Genomic DNA, 21,268 nt, shown 5'->3' with positions numbered 1-21,268 from the left:
CGCCGCGGCCGAGATCAAATAGTCGCCAACATGCACCACTTCTAGTCCCACGCTCTTGCCGGGGCCCTAAGCTTCTCGGTCAAGCAGCGAGCCCCTCGCGCTCGCCGCCTACTGTAGACGCAGCGTCTGAGTGGTCGACGAGAGAGGCGAATACGTGGTGGCCGGTGGCTGGGCTGTGCCGCGTCGTCCACCGCCGCGCCCGCCGGGGGGTAGCTGATGCCGACGTCGACGCCGATTCCTGTGCGCTCGATGCCGCCTGCCGCCTGCCGCCTGCCGCCGGAAAGCCGGCCGCGCTCATGGGCGCGGCCGGCGTCGTCGGCCAGGACGCTAGAACACCGACAAGCCGGTCATGCGTGTGAACCGGTGCAGCGCGTAGCGTCCCAGCTGCGAGTTGCCCTTCTCGTCGAGTCCCGGCGACCACACGCAGATCCCCATCACGTTGGGCACCACGGCGGCGATACCGCCAGCCACGCCGCTCTTCGCTGGCAACCCGACGTAGAACGCGAAATCGCCGGCGGCGTCGTAGGTGCCCGCGGTCATCATCAGCGAATTGATACGGGTGGCGCTCTCCTCGCTGATCACGCGCGTGCCAGAGATGCCGCACCAGCCGCGTTGGGCCAGGTACTGCACGCTGCGCGCGACGTCGACGCAGTCCATCAGCAGCGAACACTGCGAATAGTAGAAATCGAGGACCGCGTCGACGTCGTTGTGCAGGTTGCCGTAGCTGCGGATGAAGTTCGCGACCGCCACGTTACGGAAGCCGCTCTCGCGCTCGGAGCGCGCGATTGCTTCGCTCGTGCGCACCTCCGGATTGCCGGAGCGCGCGCGCATGAACTCCAGCAACGTACGCTCGGCCTCGTCGACGTGCGACAGGATCACGTCTGCCGTGACTAACGCGCCGGCGTTCATGAACGGATTGCGCGGAATACCCTTTTCGAGCTCCAGTTGGATGAGCGAGTTGAAAGGGTCGCCGGACGGCTCGCGGTCCACGCGCTTCCACAGGTCATCGCCCACCGCCTCCATCGCCATGGTCAGCGTGAACACCTTGGAGATGCTCTGGATCGAGAAACGTTCACGGGCATCCCCAGCCTCGAACACGGCGCCTTCGCGCGTCACCAGCGCCATGCCGAAACGGTCCAGCGGCACCTCGGCGAGCGCGGGGATGTAGTCCGCGACCTTGCCTTCGCCGAAGCGCTCGCGCACTTCGTCATTGATGGTGGCGAGGACGCCGGACAGGTCGTGGCGGTCCAAATCGTGCGGATTCTGCGGTGGTCCGGGCATGCGTGTTCCTGGCGACCAATGGCACGGGAGAGGGTGCACGCGTCGGCGCGATGTTGGGGTGGAGCCGAATGAAAGGCGACGGGGATGCCTGTTTCCGCAGGCACGTACAGGGGTCGACGATGCCCCAGGATGCCGCCATCTTCGCGCCGCTCATCACGATCGCGGTCGTGGCTGCCGGATCTGCCGCGCATGCGTAGGCGCCCGTGCCGATCCCGCTCGAGGGCGCTCGCACGGTGTTACAGGCGTAAATAAATTCCAGGCGGTACCGCTGAGCGAGCGATAGCCGCTTCTGGCGGTTAGTCGACGTTCGCTTCCGGCCCGAAGCGGACGCGCGGAAATGGCGCTGCTTCCCCCATCTTGGAAGGTTGCCTCGATAACCGACTAAGGGCAGTCGCCCAATACAGACTGATACGCAGCCACGTCAGCGTGCGCTTTCCAGCTGCGCATCTGGCTTCGAAACCGTTGTGACAGCCTTTGCGCTCGGCACGGCGCCATGAACGAGACGTCCGCCTTGCCATACGGCCGTGATGCGCCGCGAATCGGCAAGCGTGCGGGTGGGGTCGCCCTCCACGAGCACCATGTCCGCAAAACGGCCCGGTGCGATTTCGCCAACCTCGTCTGTCCCGAGAATTCTCGCGGCCCCGCCCGTTGCCGCATGCAGGGCCGCGACCGGTGTCAGGCCGAGTCCGGTCAGCAATCGCAACTCATGGTGCAGGGCATCACCGGGCACGAGCATCGGAAGCGCGGGCGCATCGGTGCCGGCGCCGAGCCGGCCACCGCGGGCAACGAAACGGCGCAGGAATTCGCGATGCAGATGCAGCATCTGACGATAGCGGTCGCGCTCTTTATCGCTTCCCTTATGCATGCCGCGCCACCAGGCAGTGACCTGCGGGTCGAGCTTGGCGGCAAGCGGAAACTCGGAGGCGGTGGGGTACGCATCCATCGCCATCGTGTGGTAGCCGATCATCGTCGGCACGACAGCCACGTCGGCCGCGATCAGCGGCGCAACGATGCGCTCGAGCAACTCGCCGTCCACATTCTTCGATGCGGGATCACCGCCGAGGCGCCGGTACGCCAGTGCAACGCCACTGGCGTGTTCGATACTTGAAGTGCCTGCTGCAGCGGCCTGCAGCGCGTCCACCTGCGCCTTGTCCAGGCCGCGCGTGATAGGAACGCCAAGGTCCGCCATCACCGGCTTCCGATGGTGTTGAGCGCGCGCTGCGGCAGCGGAGTAAACATCGGGCGCGAGCTGTTCGTACAGCTTGATGTGGTCGGCGCCAGCGGCGACCAGCAGGTCCACGGCCTTCGTCGCCTCGGCAGGGGTCGAAGCCACCATCAGGTTCTGTTCGCGGATCGGGAAGCGGCCCGGCTCCCCGACCTGCTCGGCCATGCCGACGATGATCGACTTCGGGCCATCCAGCATCGGGCCGCTCGCGAATACGCGTGGTGCACCCGGGGTGGCGCGTACGGCGTCGAGCGTGGCGAAGCTGTTGTTCGCATCACGCACCGATGTGACGCCGCCCTCGCGGAAGAGCGGTGCATACGGAGCGCGCAGGTGCACATGCAGATCGATGAGGCCTGGCATTAACGTGCGGTCACCGATGTCGACGCGGCGCGCGTTGCGCGGCACACGGCAGCGTCCGGGTGCGTCCACGCAGGTGATGCGATCCCCACGCACCACCACTTCGGCCTGACGCGCCGGCGCGGAGGTTCCGTCGTAGATACGGCCCTTGAATACCCAGTCTGCGGCCGGCGTGGCCGAGACGGCACCCCGTGCCATGAACAACGCGATTGCACCGACGGCGAGCGCAAGGAGATTGGTCGAGCGAGCAGCCATGAAGCCTTCCGTGGGTGGCACAAGGGATAGACGTGTATGCAGCGCGTCCGGGCGAGCAGGCTAATCCATTGCATGCGCCTTGGGCATTGCCCATCGCTAGATCTTTCCAACAGATCAATCGTGCGCATTTATCCCAAGCACGACCGCCGGCAGTTCCTGCTCCGCAAGGCTGCTACAGAAATCCGCCTCTGGCCGGAAGCCGACGCGCCCGGGCGGAAGCAATGAAGGGCAGGGCACAGGTCCGCTTCCGACTCAAAGGGGACTGCGCGACAGTTAGGGACATGGCTGTTCGGCACGCAATCGGCCGCATTGCATCACTGCCGCAAAGCGGCCCAGCAAGCTGAGCTCCGCTTGCCGTCGCCAGGCAGATGCGCACAAAGGCAGTCGAGACGATGGATGCGCCCCTAACTGTTACAAAACGTTACATGAGAGCAATGCTCCCGATATGCAGCCCACCCAGGCTAACGTCCAGCAGCGCGATGGACGCGCTGTCGGACAAAGGAGCTCATATGTCGAACAACCTTCGCCTTTCCCGTATCCGCCGTGCGTACCGCGTGTCACTGCTGGTTGCAGGGCTTGCCGTCGCGGTGGCGAGCGGTGCAGTGCTCGCTTCTTCGAACCCTGGCGTAACGTCTTCGCACACAACGAAGCCACAGAGCCAGTACGCCGCGCTGACCGACGATCACCTCAAAGAGCTGATCCACCATGTGATGGCTCGCGTCGACGCGAGCCAGAAGGCGCAGATCATCGAAATCGTCCATCGCGCTAAGCCGGAGTTTGAACGCTTCGAGGCGCGCGCACGCGAGGCACGTGCGCCACGCAAGCAAGTCCTTCTTGCCGACGTGATCGATCGTCCTGCGCTCGAGCGCATACGTGCAGCCGAGATGGATGTGGCGCAAGAGCGCTCGCGACGTGTCGATCAGCTGCTCGTGGAGCTTGCGTCGGTGATGACGCCCCAACAGCGGGCGCGGTTCCTCGCCGAGCTGCAGGCGCCTGCGCAGTGATGCGGCTTGTGAGCCGTCGCCTATAGTGGGGCGGCTCATGGAAGGAAGCTTTGACCCAATGTCATACCAAGCACATCGCATTCTGCTGGTAGACGATGACCGCCGGCTCGCCGGCATGCTTGCAACGTACCTGCACCAGCATGGCGTGCAGGTCGACGCGGCGGAGACGTGCGAGGCGGCGTTGCAGCGCCTGAAATCGGGGGCGCCCTACGTTGTGATCGTGCTTGACCTGATGCTGCCTGATGGCGACGGGCTCGACCTCTGCCGACGCATCCGCACTCTGGGGCAGCCGTTGTCGGCGATTCCCATCGTAATGCTCACCGCGAAGGGCGACCCCTTGGACCGGGTGATTGGGCTTGAACTCGGCGCTGACGATTACATGCCCAAGCCGTTCGAGCCCCGTGAGCTGCTGGCCCGTCTGCGTGCGGTGCTGCGTCGTCCGCCGCTTGTCTCGGAACGGCCGGCCTTGATCCTTGGTGATGTCCGGCTGGACCGCGATGCGCGGCGCGTGGCCATCCGCGGCGCGGAGGTGGACCTGACTTCGCGCCAGTTCGAACTTCTGATGACACTCGCCGAGGCCGCCGGCCGTGTGCTGTCACGGGAACATCTGATGGACGTGATCTGCGGCGAGGCGCTTGACGCAAGCGATCGGTCGATCGACGTGCAGATCGGCCGCCTGCGCGCTGCGCTCGGCGATGATCCGCGGAAACCGCGCTACATCGCCACGGTGCGCGGGGTCGGTTATTGCTTCCGGCGACCTGGAGCGATCGAGTCTATTGATGGATAGACGAACGATGACGCCGGTCCGCACGCCACGCCGCCTGTATCTGCGGATCTACCTCGTCGTGCTTGCGATTCTAGGCACGCTGATCGCGGTCGGCATGATCTGGTGGCATCTGCACACGGACCCGCGCACGTTCGGACGCGCGCTCGCCGACTTCCGTAGTGGTCTCGACCATCAGTTGAGCGCCGACCTGAGCGAGCGCACGCGGCAGGCGAGGCTGGACGCATGGGCGTCGCGCACTGGTGCGAACCTCGCACTTTTCGGTCCGGATGGGCGTCTGCAAGCGATATCCGGCCCTGGCGTGACACAAGGTGTTGTGGAACATGCGCCACGCATCCCTGAGGAGGGCGCCTACTTGCTTGGCTTGGCCGGGGGTCGCGTGCTGGTGATGCGCCCACGCCCCGACGCCAGGCTGGTGCCTGGTCCCGGCGGAACCGCCGCATTCTTTGCCGTCGTCGCACTCTTGGCCGGCATTGGATGTTATCCGCTAGTGCGCGGGCTCACGCGCCGCCTTGAGCGGTTACAGCGCGATGTCGACGCCTGGGGCGGGACCGACCAGCTGCCCCGGGTCGCAGTGGACGGCAGGGACGAGATCGCGGCACTGGCGCGCAGCTTCAACGACGCAGCGCAGCGCATTGAGACACTCATGCGTGCGCAGAAGTCACTTTTGGCGAATGCTTCGCACGAGCTGCGCTCACCGCTCGCGCGGATCCGCATAGCCATTGAGCTGCTGCCGACAGACACTTCGCCGTCACTACGCGCAGAGATCGCACGTAACATCCGCGAGCTCGACGCGCTTGTCGATGAAGTACTGCTTTCGAGCCGACTGGATGCGGTCGGAGGTGCGGCATTGCATTGCGAGCGCGTTGATCTTGCGTCGCTGGTGCGCGCGATAGCGGACGGTGCGGCAGTGACGGTCAGAAGCCACGCCAACGATATCCACGGCGATCCACGTCTGCTCATGCGTTTGCTGCGCAACCTCGTGGAAAACGCACACCGTCACGGACGCGGCAGCGCGGTGGAAGTCATCTTGCAGGCCGAGGGCGCCGGACTGCGAATCGAGGTTTGCGACCGCGGACCCGGGCTTGCACCGGACCAGTGTGCGCGCGTCTTCGAGCCGTTCTACCGCGCGCCGGGCACCAGCGAGACCGACGGCGGAGTCGGCCTAGGCCTCAGCCTCGTGCAGCAGATTGCGAACCTACACGGTGGCCGAGTTGCATGCCATCCTCGCTTAGGTGGCGGCAGTTGCTTCGCGGTCTGGTTACCGGGCCTTCCGGCGGCCGATCGCTAGCATTCACTGCCACTGGTCTCATCATGGCGATTCGCCCCCTGAACGGGTTCGTGTTTTGCTTTGCGTCCGTTGAGCCGTGCAGACATGCTCTTGGTGACCCTGATTGTAGATGTCCACTCCTCGCCTAAAGCGGCCATGGTCCGATCGAGCGGTGCCAGGCGCGACAGGCGCCAGTGATCAGGTTGCTCGGTGTGCTCAGTGCGGCACTTCGTTGCCACGACGCTGCTCAGACCAACGTTCCAGCGACCGCGCCACGAAGCACTGGTATAGCCCAGTCCCGGTCACTGCGGCTGGCGCGGCGGAGCCTCATTGCTGGCTCGCGGCGGAGAGCCCGGTTGGATCATCTCCCGCAGCTTCGCCCGCGCCTGGTCGAATCGCGCCTGCATGCGCGGCATCTCGACCTCCCCGTAGCTGGCACGCGCACGGCGCTCGGCGAAATCGATGCCGCGGATCAGGTCTTTCGCTGCGGCGGCACGGGCGTGGGCTTCGGTGCTGCCCACGCGGCTGATCCAGATCGGGGAGGAGTGGGCGAAGGGCCTGGCGTGCATCGTCGGCCAGGCGTCCGCGACGGGCGCCGATGCGTATGCACGCGCCGCGATCCAGCCGCCCTGCGGGAGTGTGGTCTCGCCCGTGTAGGTGCGGCTCTTGCCGGCCTCCACGCCACTCAGGCGCTGGACGACTGCGCCATTGACCAGGATCTCAAGCACATCCACGGCGACGGTCGAGGTCAACTCGACGCGCCATGACTGGCGGCCGGCCGGCGTGACGCCGCCGGGTTGTGCACCGTTGCTCAGGTCGAAGAGCAAGGCCGGCCCGGTGGTGACGAAACTGCGGCCGGCCGCGGCCGCCTCGCGCACCGCATCGGCCGTCGGACTGGCAGCATCGAGCCGAACGTATGTCCGGCCCGTGCCGACGGCCGGCGTGCGGTGGAAGTCGACCCACATGTCCGTGCCGGACATCGCCGCCACGGGCTGGCCCACATTGAGCAGGCGATACCAGAGATGGGAATTGCCCAGGGGGCTGGTCCAGGCGCAGACCATTTCCAGGCCGATGCGGTCGGCCAGCACCGCATCCGACAGCAGCTCCGTCGGGATCGGCGCATCCTCGAGATGGGTGAACGGATCGACGTCCGTCGCGATCGGGTGGACATAGGTGACGAACGCATCGTTGGACCGTGCGAACGCGATCACGTCGCCGTTGCTGAGGTCCGGATTGCCCAGCGTCGGGTTATCCGGGCCGAAGAACCACGGCGCGAACGGCCGTTCGGTGCCCAGCAGGCTGACATGGCCGTGGAAGTGCGAACGGACCTCCTGGCCCTGATCCACCACGCGTCCGGCCTCGGTGGTTTCAACCCCGATCAGCGGCGCGTCGATACGGCGCTCCCAGCGATCCCAGGACATTGGCGACACCTGCTTCAGGTCTTCGCCTGCCAGCAGGCGCAGCGCGTCTTGATGAGTCGCGCGATGGTGCCCATCCCCGTTGAGGTGGATGTGGTGGTCAGCCGAGACGTAGCCCGCCGAGCTGGCATCCCACAACGGCGCCAGGGTCGCGGCTACGGTCGCGACCTTGCCTGCACGTACTTGGACCTTGTGAGTCACGACCGGCACCATCGGACCGCGCGCGACCGTGACCTGGTACTCGCCAACGGGCACGTTCAATGCCGCTTGGCCCGGTACGTAGAAGTAGTGCCGGCCGGACTGCGAATCGAAATAGGTAGCGTCGCGGTCAAACGCGACCGGATGCCCGGCGCCCGATTTCGCCGAGCCTGCGATCGCGACCCGCGCGGTGACCGGTTGGCCGGCTGCATCGGTCAACGATAGAGACAGGGTGCCGGTCGACGCCTGGTAGTCCCACCGCTTGATCTCCACTGGCGACGCCGCGCCGCCGTACGTGCGCATGCGCTTGATGCGGAACTGGCGCGCCTCGTCCAGATCCACGAAGTACACGTGCTCGCCATCGGCGCTGAAGGCCGGGGTGAGTGCAAACGATTTCCCGTCGGTCAACCGATGCTTGACCGTGGGGTGGTCGATATCGACCGTCCACAGGTGGTAGTCGTTGTCGATCGGCGCGCTGTAGACGATCAGCCGCTGCTTCGGGTGGGTATCGGCAGTGAGGTGATAGGTCTGGGTTTCAGCGTGGATGACCCGATCGGTCCCGGTGACGAACTCGCGCATGCGCAGCACGCGGCTTTCGCGGTTGCCGTGCAGGTAGATGAGCCCGCCGGGCATCCGACGGGCGTTGCGCTCGACCTGTGGCAAATCAGTCAGCTGCTCGTCCACGCCGGACGACAGGTGGCGCCGCCAGAGGCTCAGTACGCCGTCGCGGCCGGAGCTGTAATAGAGGTAGTCACCGTCGGCCGAGAACTCCGGGTCCAGCTCGATGGACGGCGTATTGATGACCTGCTCGCGCCCGGTCGCGGTGGACAGGATGACGACCGAGGTGTCCTTGCCGTCATCGCGCACCATCGCCAGGCGATCGCCATTCGGTGACCAGCGCGGGCGCGAGTCCACGCCGCTGCTATCGGTGAGGCGAGTGGCCACCCCGGATTCCAGGTTCAAACGCCAGATCCAGCCCTTCGCCGCGAAGGCCAGGGTCTTGCCGTCAGGTGCCGGAGCGGGATCAGTGGGCCCGTTGGCCAGGATCGGCAGCTCGTGCTGCTCGAAATAGACGTGGTGACCGAAATCCGACAGCTTCGCGTAGCGATTGGTCCACTGTGCGCAAGCAGGGGTGGGTGACAGCACGCCCGCCACGCCTATTGCGACGGCACAGCAGGTTAACAATCGCAAAGTCATGCAATTTCCCCAGGCTGACAGGACACGGATCAGGGCGCCGTGCCAGTAGCCAGCGTACACGCAGCCTGTTGAGCAGGCTGCTCACGTTGGCGCGCTCGCGCCATCCCGCCACGTGCGGACACATGTCACAGCCAATGCCCGCTGGTGCCCGATAGCGGGCGTGGTCGCTTGCACAGGAACGATCAGTGCCAGCCGGCATATGCGATCAATCCGATCGGTACGCGCAGCGGTGCTACGGACCAACGACCTGAGTTGAGCCGTGCCTGGGCAATGTCGAAATCGAACTCGACCCGAAAACCCCGAGCCATAGCGCCGCTACCGCTGGGTAGGCCGCAGCAGTTCGCTTGAAAGCGGCTTGCCTACGGTGAAGAGCTCTGTACTCACCCGCTCCCCGGTCCCATTCAATGGGACCTGCTCGAGGGTCAGGCCGCCCGGCGCCGGGTCCGCCGCCATCGTCTGCGACATCAGGACTGGCAGCTCGTCCATGCCCCAGGCCCGCCCAGCCGTCCACATGCAGACCTCGACCGTGGCCGACTTCATTACGCGGCAGGCCTGGCCAGCCGCTTTACGCACCCCGGCTTCGGTCCAGCCCGTCTGGGCCGCAATCCGCAGGCTCTCAGACGCCCGGTCGTCCTCGATCGCGATCACATCCAGATCCTCCGGGGCCGTGGGTCCTTCCTGCCACATGCCGTCACTGGTGCCGCCCGAGATGCGCCGATCCATGTAGGCCTCGTCGACGTTTTCGACGAATCGAAACAGGCACAGGTGCTCGAGGACACTGTCCTGGGGCACCCATTCCCAGCGCGTGGTTCGTGCCAGCCGATGGTCTGCGTCGAGCATCAGCTCAAGCTTCTGCGTTCCCAGCTTCGACATCTGCGCGGATGTAAGCGGGCGAACAGGCCAGCCTGCTTCGCGACAGCGCGCTTCCGTCTGCCGATAGCTCTCCTGCATCGGGTTCTGCCCGGCTACCCGCTGTTCGATGGTCCGCACCAGATGCAGGGGAGGCAGATCCAGTCGCGCGGCGGCGGGCTCACCGTGCTCCGCGATGGGCGGTTCTTCGGCGACTGCACATGCCGAGAGGGCAACGGCGACAAGCAGCGCGGCGATCGGGCAGCGGGTCAATGCGAGTCCGTCCGGGACGTTCATTGGCAATCCTTTGCAAGCGGCAGCGTGGGCGCCTCCATTGTGGTCTAGCTGCTTGCGCGGGTCCTACTGCGTCGGCGTACCACGTCGGCCTGACCAACGCGCTGGCGCTGACTTGGTGATGTCGGCTTCCCACCTAAAGGGGGCGTCAACTGACGGACCGGCACCTTCACGGACAGCGCCTCGGGGCCCGGCCTGCGATGCCCCGATCCTTTCGTGCACGGCCGAGATCGAGGACTCTGCGCATACCGGTCCGGCTTGCCCCAAGTACCCACCGACCTCCATCACTCCGCTGCCCGTGTCCGCTTCCGCCGCGAAGCGGGCACTGCGGCCCGTCGACGTCGTGTGGCTCGACTTCGCGTATGCGCCGCTATAGAGCATTTGGGTCTGGACTTGCCTCGTCACGACCCGTTGATGGGCGAATGCTCCCGCCCGGCTCCGCCCCACCGACAGCCCTCGCGGCTGACAGCCCGCGATGATCAAACGTCATCCCGCTTAGTGCCGGCGCAGCCTGGTGTCTGACGGCCGCATCCCGCCGCGCCAAGCGGATCGGGCAGTCCGCGGTGTCTGGACGGGACTCGCTTGCATCGAAGGCGCACCTGCCGATGACCCGGACCAGTCAGCAGGCGGCACGGGGGCACCAGAGCACTGCGCTTCGAACGGCCCGAAGATCGCCGGGTTGAGAAGACGCACGGCGTCGATGCAGTCCAGGAACGGATACTGCCGCCCGCTCACCGCATCCGTCACACGGGTCGGCGACAGGCGCATCGCGTCCATCCGTTCGGCAGGCCCCGCCACCGGCGCGGCCTGCTTCAGTGCGACCGCACAGGCGGCCATCATGGGGGCCGCGAACGACGTGCCAGGCCAAGTCAGCGTGCCGCCTCCGTTTGCGGCGGAGGTGACATACGCTCCCGCGGCGTAGAGATCAGTGGTGGTGCTGCGGTTGCTGAAGCACGCCGGTTGGCGCGGCGCGGTCGAGGTCTCGGAGCAGTTGAACACCGAGCGGGGACCGCCGGTGAAATCCCAGGTCGCCCCGGCGCTGAATACGTCGCGGATGCAGGCGGGCATCGCCATCGCCCCGGCATTCGATTGATTGCCAGCCGACGCGGTCACCACCGCGCCTCGGTTGATGAGCGCGCCGACGGCCTGTGCCATCGCCTGGGTCGTGGCGCTTGCGGCATCGCAGTCGCCCGGATACAGCGTGCTGATCGTGCCGAGACTCATGTTCACCGCGTCCACGTCCGGGTGATGCACGGCGAGCCAGTCGAGCGCGGCGATCACGTCGGAAATGCAGCAGAAGGCATTTTTCGAATCCATCACCTTCACGGCCACGAGCGACGCACGGGGCAGTGCGCCGCGTGGCGCTACGACGCCCTCGCCGACGATGATGCCGGCGACATGAGTGCCGTGGCTGTGGTCGTCCTGGGCCGAACCCGCGCCCGTCTGTGTCGCTGCCCCGTTTGGGCAGCAGCCGCCGCCGGAGAGCTTCGTGCAGAAACACTGTTCGCCGACGACGCGGGCCTGCAGATCGGGATGGTCGAGGTCGACCCCGGTGTCGACCACGGCAACCTTCATGCCGGCCCCGTCCAGACCCAGAGGCAACAAAGGAGAGACCGCGTTGAGGTCGGATGACTCGTCCGGCGCCACCGCGTGACCGCCGCCCGCCAGGTCGACGTCGATCGCGGCGACGTCAGGATTGCGCCGAAGCCGCGCAAGGGCGCGGCTGTCGATGTCGACTGCGAAGGCGCCCACCAACGCGAACTTGCGACGCATCCGATAGGTGCCCGGCTGGAGGCCTCGCTCCGTTCGTGTGACGGCAGTCTGGATCGCATTGGACCGGAGCAACGCGTTGCGGCTCGCGAGAAGAGGCTGGCCGGCGGCCGACAGACTGACCAGCACACGCGCCGTGCCACGTGTCTGCATCGTTCTTTCGACCTCGCTCGAGACCCGTGCCGCATGGGCATCGAGCGCCCCGAGCAGCAGGATCATCAACAACAGAATCATGCGCCCCATGCAGCTCCCCTCATCGCATTCCAAAGCGGATGCTAGTCGATAGACCTGCCGCGAGCGCGCCCGCTGGTCGGACGTTTCGTTGGTCGCGATGCAGCGCGCACGCCTTGTTCGACGCTCGGGCATCGTTGCTTCTGCGGGTCGACCGTCGCGGATGCGCTGACGCCTGCTTTGAAGTTCCAGTTCCGGCTGATCGGTCGCAAGCGTATTGACACGTTGGCGTCCGCGTCCGGCCAGTAGCGGACCTGATCAATGACCACGCAGAGCTCATCTGAAGTCGGTATTCATGGGCAACGTGATCAGTACGCGCGCACCGGCAACCGCGCGGCTGCGCGCGGAGAGCGATGCAGTCGAAGCTGTTCGGTCACAAGGACGCATGAAAAGGTCGACTTCTCTGAAGTCGATCCATCCAAAAAAGAAACACTCGACCGTAGGGATTTTCAACGCGCAGTCGCACGACGCGGCGGTAGATTCGACGCGGGCACCTTCCGCCTGTCCCATCGGAGCACCCCATGGCCGTGGATAAGAAACCCATGTTTGCGCTGTTATTCGCGGTTTCACTCGGCGCCGCCGCAGCGGGGGATGCTTCGGCGCAGTCGAGCAAGTTCTCGTACGTGTCCAAGCCGGGCGACCCAGTGGGTCAGGGCACGAGCCGCGTCATCAAGAACGACGCCTACGGCTCGCGCGTCACGCACCATGGTGGTGAGGGCGCGGCCGTGGTGGCGTACTCAGGGGACCTTGACTACACGCTGTGGGTGCGCGCGCGAGACGGCAGGAAACTTGTGCCCGGCCTGTACACCGGCGCCGTGGGCTATTGGGAAAACACGGGAAAACCCGGCATTTCGTTCTCCATGGAAGGCAACGAATGCGCGAGCAGCGTCGGTGCCTTCGAAGTGCTGGAGGCCAAGCTCGGACCGGTCAATTACGTCGAGCGGCTGCACCTGAGGTTCAAGCACGCGTGCAAGGGCGCATCGGCCGGAAGCTACGGCGAGGTGGTGATCAGCAACCCGCCGCCCCCGCCGGTGATCACCTCGAAGTTCGTGTGGGACAAGCGCGCCGTGCTCAGCATCGGTGGCTGGATCACGGTCACCGGCACCTATACGTGTTCGAAAGACAGCAGTATCGGCATCCACACCCGCGCAAAGCAGACAACTGCGTCAGGAAAGAAGATTTTTGGTCGAATGGAAGAGCGCGAGGACTACGAGCTGGACTGCGACGGCACGCCGAACCGAATCGAAAGGGTCATCTACCCGGAGAACTGCCGATCGTTCGTGACCGGACCGGCCCGCCTCATCTACGACGCCAATATGTACGACCCCGACTTTGGCGACCGCCATGTGGTCAGGAAGGCGGTCAACGTGACGGTCGTGCGCGGCTACTAGCGGCCTGCGCATCGACACGGACGCAGCGGTGGCACGCCCGGCGTGCAACCGTCGGCGCCGTATCGGTGCCGCCGCGACTGCCGTTAGGGCAGGAGGCGCCCATGAAGACGTTTTCGTGCTCGGTCACGGCGCTGGTGCGGGCCAGCGCGCGCGCCGCGCTCGTGGCCCATAGCCGAGCCTGTTGACCGTCCCCGCTGACGAACGCTGTGGGGTCTCCTATCTAGGAGACTCCCATGCCGTCTCGACAAGCGTCGCGGAGTGCGGAGCGGGTGGGTCAAAGGTGCCGCTCAGAATCAGAGGCACATGGTCCATCCGGGGCTGCCGACAACTAGACGAGAGCGCCCGTGATTGGGGTGTTCAACCTAGCGATTGATTCAAAGCTACGGGGCTGCCACCTCGTCAGCCTGCGGCGCAGGGACACGTCCCATGGCATAGCGATCGCCAAGCGCGCAATCGTGCGGCAGAGGAAAGACCGGCAGGCCCGTCCAATTCGAGCTGACTGAGCTGACGAGAGTTTCAATCGCCGAGTGGCGCCAGGCTCAGCTCAAATCTGGCTGCTACCTGTGTCCACGGCGGTCTCGCGGTGCGGGCCATCTGTCGACCCACTCGTACGCGCCTATCGCCTCAGGGTGGGTGACCAGTATCGGGCTGGACCGCCACGCGCATGAGACGCACAGCATGCGTCGGACCAAGGCCTTGCTGATCTACCGACGCACCACGAACGTGCGCGCCGTCCAGATCGTGCCGGGCATACCAAGCTCGAGAGCACCCTGCGGTATCTCGGATCGAGGTCGAGGGCGCGCCTGAGATCGCAGAGCAGACCACAGCCTAGCCGCCGTTGCGCGACCAAAGCAGATATCAGGTGTCTATTAGCGTGCCGGACCGAGGGCCGATTCCACGATGCCCCGTCGTGCAGTCGCGCTATCGCATGCCTTCTCACGCTGCGAAGCAGCCGGCAATGGCAATGCGCGTTATCCAAAGCGGCCGGTTCGACGGAACCGGCCAGCATCCAGAGCGTGATTCGGGCGATGGAGATGCCTGTGCTGCAGTGCGTCATTAAGTGTGTTCATGACGCAATCGACTGCCCAGAGGGCGCCAGTAGCGGCTGAGGCGCCCGGGCTGTATACAGCGTCAAGCCAGCACTGCTGCCGACCGGCCGCGCACCAACTCCATAAGGGACACCCGATTCGATGCCGACAACTCCCAACAGCGGCCTGCTCGGCCGCATGATGGCCCGCAAGAGCGTGGCGCAGGTCCAGCAGGAGACCGAGAGCAGCCAGCTCAAACGCACGCTCGGACCGTGGAACCTCGTGTTCCTCGGTATCGGCTGCATCATCGGCGCCGGCATTTTCGTGCGCACGGGCAACGCCGCCGCGCTGCACGCCGGGCCCGCGGTGCTGCTCTCATTCCTCGTTGCGGGCATCGTCTGCGCCCTGGCCGGCCTGTGCTATGCGGAACTGTCATCGACGCTGCCGGTGTCCGGGTCGGCGTACACCTACAGCTACACCACCGTCGGTGAGTTTGCCGCGTGGATCATGGGTGCGCTGCTGCTGCTCGAGTACGGCCTCGCCGCATCGGTGGTCGCTGTCGGCTGGTCGGGTTACGTCGTCAGCCTGCTCGGCGACTACGGCCTTGTGATACCGCCGGAGCTCACCGGCCCGGCCGGCCATGTGCTGATGCGCGACGGCGCCCCGGTGCTCGACGCGGCGGGCAATGCGGTCACCACGCTGTTCAACCTGCCCGCGCTGCTCATCTGCCTCGCACTCGCCGGCTTGCTGGTGGTCGGCGTATCGGAGAGCGCGAAGGTCAACAACATCATCGTCGCGATCAAGATGGCGGTGATCCTCGCCTTCATCGCGGTGGTCGGCTGGTACTGCATCGAGAATTTCGGTGAGCTGAAATCCAACTGGGACCCGTTCATTCCCGAACCGACCGGCGAGAAGGGTGAGTTCGGCTGGGGCGGCGTGTTCCGCGCAGCATCAATCGTGTTCTTCGCCTACATCGGCTTCGAAGCGGTCTCGACGGCCGGGCAGGAAGCGAAGAACCCGAAGAAGGACATGCCCATCGGCATCATCGGTTCGCTCGCGGTCTGCACGATCCTGTACATCCTGGTCTCGCTCGTGCTGACGCTGGTCGTTAACTACAAGACGCTCGACGTACCGGACCCGGTCGCGGTTGCGGTCGACGCGCTCGGCCCGCAGTGGAGCTGGTTTGCCAAGCTCATCAAGGTTGGCGCGATCATCGGCTTGACCTCGGTCGTGCTGGTGCTCATGTACGGGCAGACGCGCATCTTCTACACGATGGCGCGCGACGGCCTGCTGCCGCGCGTGTTCTCGACCATCCATCCGAAGTTCAAGACCCCGTGGGTGAATACGGTGCTGGTGGGCGTGCTCACCGCGTTCGCGGCCGCGTTCTTCGACATCAATACGCTCGGCGACATGACCTCGGTCGGCACGCTCGCCGCGTTCGGCATCGTCTGCCTTGCGGTGATCTGGCTGCGTCGCTCGCACCCCAACATCCCGCGCGGCTTCCGCGTGCCGCTCTACCCGGTGCTGCCGGCACTGGGCATCGTCGCGTGCTTCGCCCTGATCTTCACTGTTGAGACCCGCGTGCTGGTGTTCTTCGCGTGGTACGCGCTCGGCGCCGTCGTCCTCTACTTCGTGTACGGCATGCGCAATTCGCGCCTGAACAAGGGCCTGGGCCAGCTGGACGGACCGGCGCTGCCGGAGTTCAAGGAAGACGCGCCGAGCGTCTGACGGCTCACTGAGCTGCACTGAAAACGGCGCGGGAGACCGCGCCGTTTTCGTGTGCCGCACACCCGGTCTCGCCCGCACCGCGCCGACCGTGGCGGAGGCCCGGCGTCCCGACCGCCGCCTTACGCCACCGGCGCATCCGGCAGCGCCTGCGTGCTCTCGGCGCTCTCACCGCGCGAAACGAGCGTGGCGATCGCGAGGTCGCCGGTGACGTTGAGCGTGGTGCGGCACATGTCGAGGAAGTGGTTCACGCCGAGGATCAGCGCGATGCCCTCCGCAGGCACGCCGACCATCACGCAGATCATCGCCACTACCGGCAACGAGCCCGACGGAACACCAGCCGTGCCGATCCCGCCGAGGATGCAGACCAGCATGACCACTGCCTGCTGGCCGAGCGACAGGTCCACGCCGAAGAACTGGGCAAGGAAGATGACCGTCACGCCTTCGAATAGGGCGGTTCCGTTCTGGTTTGCGGTCGCGCCGACGGTTAGCACGAAGCGCGAGATCTTCGGCGGCAGGTGCAGGCGCTCATCGGCCACGCGCAGCGCGGTCGGCAGCGTGGCATTGCTCGAAGCCGTCGAGAACGCAAGCAGCATCGCCTCCTGCACGGCCTTGAAGAAGGCAAGCGGCGAATAGCCGGCGATCAGCCGCAGTGCAAGGCCGTAGCTGACGACGAGGTGGATTGCGAGCGCGAGCACGACGACCGCGACGTATCCGGCGAGCTTGCCGAGCAATTCCCAACCGAATGTCGCGGCAAGTTCGAGCATGAACACGAACACGGCGTACGGTGCGAGGCGGATGACCAGCCCGATCAGCGTCATCGAGACGTCGAACAGGCCCTGGATCGCCGCGCGCAGCGCCTCGGTTCCGCGCCCGGGCGTGAGCACCATGCCGAGGCCCAGCATCAGCGCGAAGAACATCACCGCGAGCACGGTGCCGTCGGCCGCAGCGCGCACCACGTTGCTCGGCACGATCGACATCAGCATGCCCAGGCCGGCCGGTGCGTCCGCACTGGAGGCGACGATGCCGCGCGCGCGCTCGGCGTTCTCACTGAGCAGCTGCTGCGCGAGCGCTGGATCGACGCCGGCACCCGGGCGCATGGTGTTCACAAGCAGCAGGCCGATCAGCACGGCGATCGCCGACATCAGCACGGTGTAGCCGAGCGTGCGCCAGCCGATGCGGCCGAACGACTGTACGTCGCCCATGTCGCTCACGCCGATCACGAGCGCCGAGAACAGCAGCGGTATCACGAGCATGAAGATGAGATTGAGGAACAGCTAGCCGATGCTGCTGCTGAGCAGCTCGACCCATGGCGTGCACGTCCATGATGCAGCGCCACCCGCGGCGCATCGAGGCGCATCGAGGCCGGCCGGCGCGAACTCGCCGTAACCAAGTGCATACAGCACGAGGCCGAGTGCGAGGCCGCTGAAGAAGCCGATCGCGATCTTCCAGTGCAGTGGCATGCGGCGCTGCGGCGCGGGCGTTGAAGGGGCGCTGCGCTCAGCGTCGGACATGGTGTGCTCTCCGGGATGCCCCAAGCGTAGCAAACGGATTGCGCGGCGTTTCCGCGCTGAATCGAAGCGCGTGGCTGCCCCGCGGCCGCAGCCGCAGCAGGAACGTCAGGCCGTGGCGGCCAACGAGATTGCGTTGAGGCTCAGGGCGCAGGTGTCTATAGCCGGCCTGCTTCGGCCGACTGCGGGCGCGGCCTGCTTTGCGTCCGGGCCGGTCGACTCACCCTTTGCCCTGAGTAGGGGAGCCGCGCGGGGGAGGCAGGAGGCGTGTGGGGCGCTGTATGGCTTCGCCTCGACCGTCTGCGTGCACCGTCGGCATGCCAAGCTTGGGCTCCGCCCGCGTCCCCGTGTGATGAGTTTGACCGGCTTCCTTCCCAGCTTTGCCCGTGCCCGGGAGCATCCCTCGGCCCTGTTGCTCGCTGCTCAACTTGTGAGCCTTTTGCTCTATCCGCTGGTCGACGGCACGAACACGGGACGAGTGCTGCTGGGGGCCGTCTCATTGACGGTCGTGCCGCTGGCGGTCTGGGTGGTTCGCCGCAGCGCGGCCACCAACTGGATCGCGTGGACGCTGGCGTTACCGGCCATTGGCCTGTCGGCTGCCGGAATCCTGCTACAGCGACCTGATCTGATCGCTTGGGCCTCCCTGTTGGAATCCGCCCTGTACTTCTACGCCGCCGCGAGCCTGATCGCGTACATGCTGCATGACCACAACGTCACGACGGATGAGTTGTTCGCAGCAGGGGCGACGTTCACCCTGCTGGCCTGGGGCTTTGCGTACGCCTACTACGTGTGCCAGTTCTGGTACCCGGGCAGCTTCACCGGCGTGACAGCGCCGGAACGGTCGCGAGTGTGGATCGAGCTGCTGTTCCTCAGCTTCTCCACGCTGTCCGGAGTCGGCAACGGTGACATCGTGCCGCTGCTGCCGCAGGCGCGCGTTCTCGTGATGCTGGAGCAAGTCGCAGGAGTGGGCTACATCGCAGTGGCGGTGTCGCGGCTGATCGGCATGTCGGTATCCCGCCAGCGCGACCGGGAATGATGGGCAGCGCTCTCTGCGCTAGCGAGCACGACTGGTAGGTCCGCATCCGACCCATCGCGGGCATGGGGATCTCGGAGAGCTTCACCGGGTCGGCCAGCGGGGGGGGGCTGGCTTTCGCCCACGTGCGTTGCCGGATGCCCGAGGGCTCACGTCCGCGATCCGTCATCGCCTGGGTTCGCAGTGTCAGCCTGCACCGTGCCGGAACAGCGCCCGCGCCACTGCAGCCAGAAGCCCGCAGCGTGCGCCGGGCTCAGTCGGCAATCGATCGGACGATCTCAACCTGCCACGGCGGTATAGCTCTCGTAGTGGGAGATCGAATTGATGATGCCGTGCAGGATGATGCAGGCCCACAGGTTTCGGCCGCCGAGCAGCCACATCAGTCCCATCAGCACACCGATCGAGCCGGTGACCAGTACACCGCCGAGGCCTTGGTGGAAATGGAGTGATCCGAACAGCGCGGCCTGCAGCACGACGGCGGCCAGCATTGCCGGCGTGCGGGGCGAGCCGATCAGCTTGGCGATGCGGTCGAGAATGAAGCCGCGCAGCAGCAGCTCCTCGCCGAATGCCGCCGTGCCCCATGTGACAGGCCCGGCCCAGAAGAGGTACTCCAGCAGGTCGCCGCGAAGTGCAGCATCGGTGTGTCGCGGTGGATCCAAGCCGAGCGCCGCGAGCAGTGGATTGGCAATCATCACGATCGCGACGAACCCCACGAAACCGGCGGTAACCACCAGCGGCACCGACCACCAGCGAGGAGGCCGACGCAGGCCCACGTCGGCCCAACGCTCGCCGCTGCGACGCAGCAGCCAGGTGCACAGCAGCACGAGCGCGGCCATACGGGCCAGCACGAACAGCTTAGCGGCCACGCTGCCACCGACCGCCTGATCGACGGTCATCATCGACAGCGCGGCTCCGAATGCCGCGACGACGAGAACCAGTTCGGCCAGTGCGCGCAGTCGCGAGTCGGCCGGTCGCGCGGTCAGGAGGGCTTGCATGCGGATCTATCCAGCTGACGCCCGGAAGGCGGGCGAATCGATTGTTCCAGCTGGGGCCGTCGATCCGAACGCTCGTTTGTCACGGTGTCGAACGGCAGGGGGCCGGCACGCCGACGGCCGCGTCCCGCGTCCCGCGTCGCGATCAGCCCGCGCGCCGGATGGAGGCCATTTCGCCCGACCGCGCGACAATCTCTGCACCAGCAATGTCGTCCGCTCGTGGTCAGCGCCAGAACGTCATGGCGCCGTACTTCCAGCGCCACGGAGCACCGGTTTCACCGAGTACAGACTCGACGAGACGGGGGAATGCGGCCTCTGCCCGCACATCGTTGGAGAGGATGACGACGCAGCGGCGACCGCGTTGCAGGCAGACCCAAACGTTGCCAGTGATCTCGTTGTGCCCACCCCGGATGAACCCGGGGCCTTGCGGCCCGTCGAATACTTCCACGCCCAAGCCAGAGGCCAAGTTTTCGCAACGCTTTGCAGCGGGCAGCTCGGATTGCAGCGTGGGGAACTGTCGATCGGTGGCGATCGGCAGCGGCGCGCGGAAGAGCGCGGCGTGCGCCTGGGGCGTCAGTCCCTCGCCGCGGATGTAGCCAGCCGCGAAGCGGGCCATGTCCTGGATCGTCGTGTCCATGGAGCCCGCTGCACGCACCTTGCTGCGCGGGTCATGCGGCTCGGGGGCGCCGTCGATGCTCCAGCCGTCGGCGAGGTTGTCGGCGAAATCCGGGCGCCACGTCATGCCGGTGTTCGTCATCCCGAAGCGGTCAAAGACGCGACGCTGCATTTCCTTACCCACGTCCAGGCCTAGACCGCGCTCGAGGACGAACTGCAGCAGGATGTAGCCTTCGCCCGAATACGCGTAGCGGCTGCCGGGCTCGAAGTGGATGCGCAGCTTCCCGTCAGGCTCGAGCCAGGCGAAGTTCGCAAAGCCGGCGCTGTGGTTCAGCAGCATCCGCGGCGTCAGCGAGCGCCAGCGCGGGTCGTCGGCGAGATTGCTCCACGGTCCGTATCGGGGGTCGTCCGGATAGTCTGGGAGGGGGCGGTCGAGATACTCGGAAATCGGCCGATCGAGCTCGATCAGCTCTTCGTCGACGAGCTGCATCACCATGTAGGCAAACGCCGCTTTGGTCAGCGACGCCCCGTACATGACGGTGTCGGTCAGCAGCGGATCCCCTGCAGCGTTGCGACGGCCTCGGCTGGCCACATGAGTGACGTGCCCATCCTCCACGACGGCCATGGCAATCGCGTTGGCACCGGTCGCGGCCATGGCGCGCTGGAGCTCGATATCGATCTGCGACTCGACCACAGCGGGGGAGCTTGTCTCGCCGCACAGGGCGGGCGCTGTGGACACGAGCAGGCATGCCGCGAGCAGCGTTGCGGTGATCCGTTCGACGTGCGATGAAGTCACGCAGCGCCGGCGGGCCGTGGATCGGATGATGGGTGAGGTCGAAG

At 66.0% G+C, this 21,268-nt stretch carries 13 protein-coding genes and 1 pseudogene; 6 read left to right on the top strand and 8 right to left on the bottom strand.

Annotated features, from left to right (window positions below; translation table 11 throughout):
• Positions 1-327: 327 nt before the first annotated feature.
• Together IE075_RS12880 and IE075_RS12875 are read right to left on the bottom strand one after the other, a co-directional pair.
• Entirely contained in the window at positions 328-1,281 is a 954-nt protein-coding gene (locus IE075_RS12880) for a glutaminase (RefSeq protein ID WP_189457207.1), read from the bottom strand.
• A gap of 421 nt (positions 1,282-1,702) precedes the next feature.
• Positions 1,703-3,118, bottom strand: a complete 1,416-nt coding sequence (locus IE075_RS12875; protein ID WP_189457205.1) for an amidohydrolase family protein — start codon at positions 3,116-3,118, stop codon at positions 1,703-1,705.
• A 509-nt stretch (positions 3,119-3,627) separates the two neighbouring features.
• Between IE075_RS12875 and IE075_RS12870 the strand changes: the two genes are divergently transcribed.
• The 3 genes from IE075_RS12870 to IE075_RS12860 are packed head-to-tail and all read left to right on the top strand — an operon-like array spanning position 3,628 to position 6,197.
• Entirely contained in the window at positions 3,628-4,122 is a 495-nt protein-coding gene (locus IE075_RS12870) for a Spy/CpxP family protein refolding chaperone (protein ID WP_189457203.1), read from the top strand.
• Positions 4,123-4,159: 37 nt separating this feature from the next.
• On the top strand, positions 4,160-4,909 hold the full coding sequence (locus IE075_RS12865) for a response regulator (protein ID WP_229792518.1): 750 nt from the start codon (positions 4,160-4,162) through the stop codon (positions 4,907-4,909).
• 7 nt (positions 4,910-4,916) lie between these two features.
• Complete coding sequence (locus IE075_RS12860; RefSeq protein ID WP_189457200.1) at positions 4,917-6,197, top strand: sensor histidine kinase; 1,281 nt, start codon at positions 4,917-4,919, stop codon at positions 6,195-6,197.
• A gap of 281 nt (positions 6,198-6,478) precedes the next feature.
• On the opposite strand, the gene IE075_RS12855 is transcribed toward IE075_RS12860, so the two are convergent.
• The 3 genes from IE075_RS12855 to IE075_RS12845 form a co-directional block, all read right to left on the bottom strand.
• Positions 6,479-8,947: a CehA/McbA family metallohydrolase gene (locus IE075_RS12855; RefSeq protein ID WP_229792517.1), complete on the bottom strand. Its 2,469-nt coding sequence runs from the start codon at positions 8,945-8,947 to the stop codon at positions 6,479-6,481.
• Positions 8,948-9,304: 357 nt separating this feature from the next.
• A complete protein-coding gene (locus IE075_RS12850; RefSeq protein WP_189457196.1) occupies positions 9,305-10,135 on the bottom strand; it encodes a hypothetical protein in 831 nt (276 codons plus the stop codon).
• 492 nt (positions 10,136-10,627) lie between these two features.
• On the bottom strand, positions 10,628-12,121 hold the full coding sequence (locus IE075_RS12845; RefSeq protein ID WP_229792516.1) for a S8 family peptidase: 1,494 nt from the start codon (positions 12,119-12,121) through the stop codon (positions 10,628-10,630).
• Between the two features lie 533 nt (positions 12,122-12,654).
• On the opposite strand from IE075_RS12845, the gene IE075_RS12840 reads away from it, so the two are divergent.
• The gene (locus IE075_RS12840) at positions 12,655-13,524 is read left to right on the top strand and encodes a hypothetical protein (RefSeq protein WP_189457191.1); all 870 of its coding nucleotides are present in this window, start codon (positions 12,655-12,657) and stop codon (positions 13,522-13,524) included.
• Between the two features lie 1,190 nt (positions 13,525-14,714).
• Positions 14,715-16,280, top strand: coding sequence for an amino acid permease (locus IE075_RS12835; protein WP_229792515.1), 1,566 nt, complete (start codon positions 14,715-14,717; stop codon positions 16,278-16,280).
• 119 nt (positions 16,281-16,399) lie between these two features.
• Here the strand turns inward: IE075_RS12835 and IE075_RS12830 are convergent.
• Positions 16,400-17,722, bottom strand: a pseudogene (locus tag IE075_RS12830) (dicarboxylate/amino acid:cation symporter).
• A 418-nt stretch (positions 17,723-18,140) separates the two neighbouring features.
• Between IE075_RS12830 and IE075_RS12825 the strand changes: the two are divergent.
• Positions 18,141-18,824: an ion channel gene (locus tag IE075_RS12825; RefSeq protein WP_189457189.1), complete on the top strand. Its 684-nt coding sequence runs from the start codon at positions 18,141-18,143 to the stop codon at positions 18,822-18,824.
• Between the two features lie 275 nt (positions 18,825-19,099).
• Here IE075_RS12825 and IE075_RS12820 read toward each other — a convergent pair whose 3' ends face one another.
• Together IE075_RS12820 and IE075_RS12815 are read right to left on the bottom strand one after the other, a co-directional pair.
• Positions 19,100-19,720 (bottom strand): CPBP family intramembrane glutamic endopeptidase, encoded by a 621-nt coding sequence (locus tag IE075_RS12820; RefSeq protein ID WP_229792514.1) that lies wholly within the window; start codon positions 19,718-19,720, stop codon positions 19,100-19,102.
• A 316-nt stretch (positions 19,721-20,036) separates the two neighbouring features.
• Positions 20,037-21,224, bottom strand: coding sequence for a serine hydrolase domain-containing protein (locus IE075_RS12815; RefSeq protein WP_308427829.1), 1,188 nt, complete (start codon positions 21,222-21,224; stop codon positions 20,037-20,039).
• Positions 21,225-21,268: the final 44 nt, after the last annotated feature.

It is taken from the genome of Cognatilysobacter bugurensis (assembly GCF_014652095.1).
In the GTDB taxonomy this organism is placed as follows: domain Bacteria; phylum Pseudomonadota; class Gammaproteobacteria; order Xanthomonadales; family Xanthomonadaceae; genus Cognatilysobacter; species Cognatilysobacter bugurensis.
The sequence above is the reverse complement of the archived record's forward strand: the minus strand, read 5'-3'. Positions and strand labels throughout refer to the sequence as shown.

Bases quoted from the DNA above. Each gene is read 5' to 3' on its own strand.
- IE075_RS12880 (WP_189457207.1), bottom strand. From the start codon at position 1,281: ATGCCCGGACCACCGCAGAATCCGCACGATTTGGACCGCCACGACCTG.
- IE075_RS12875 (WP_189457205.1), bottom strand. From the start codon at position 3,118: ATGGCTGCTCGCTCGACCAATCTCCTTGCGCTCGCCGTCGGTGCAATC.
- IE075_RS12870 (WP_189457203.1), top strand. From the start codon at position 3,628: ATGTCGAACAACCTTCGCCTTTCCCGTATCCGCCGTGCGTACCGCGTG.
- IE075_RS12865 (WP_229792518.1), top strand. From the start codon at position 4,160: ATGGAAGGAAGCTTTGACCCAATGTCATACCAAGCACATCGCATTCTG.
- IE075_RS12860 (WP_189457200.1), top strand. From the start codon at position 4,917: ATGACGCCGGTCCGCACGCCACGCCGCCTGTATCTGCGGATCTACCTC.
- IE075_RS12850 (WP_189457196.1), bottom strand. From the start codon at position 10,135: ATGAACGTCCCGGACGGACTCGCATTGACCCGCTGCCCGATCGCCGCG.
- IE075_RS12845 (WP_229792516.1), bottom strand. From the start codon at position 12,121: ATGATCCTGCTGCTCGGGGCGCTCGATGCCCATGCGGCACGGGTCTCG.
- IE075_RS12840 (WP_189457191.1), top strand. From the start codon at position 12,655: ATGGCCGTGGATAAGAAACCCATGTTTGCGCTGTTATTCGCGGTTTCA.
- IE075_RS12835 (WP_229792515.1), top strand. From the start codon at position 14,715: ATGCCGACAACTCCCAACAGCGGCCTGCTCGGCCGCATGATGGCCCGC.
- IE075_RS12825 (WP_189457189.1), top strand. From the start codon at position 18,141: ATGAGTTTGACCGGCTTCCTTCCCAGCTTTGCCCGTGCCCGGGAGCAT.
- IE075_RS12820 (WP_229792514.1), bottom strand. From the start codon at position 19,720: ATGATGACCGTCGATCAGGCGGTCGGTGGCAGCGTGGCCGCTAAGCTG.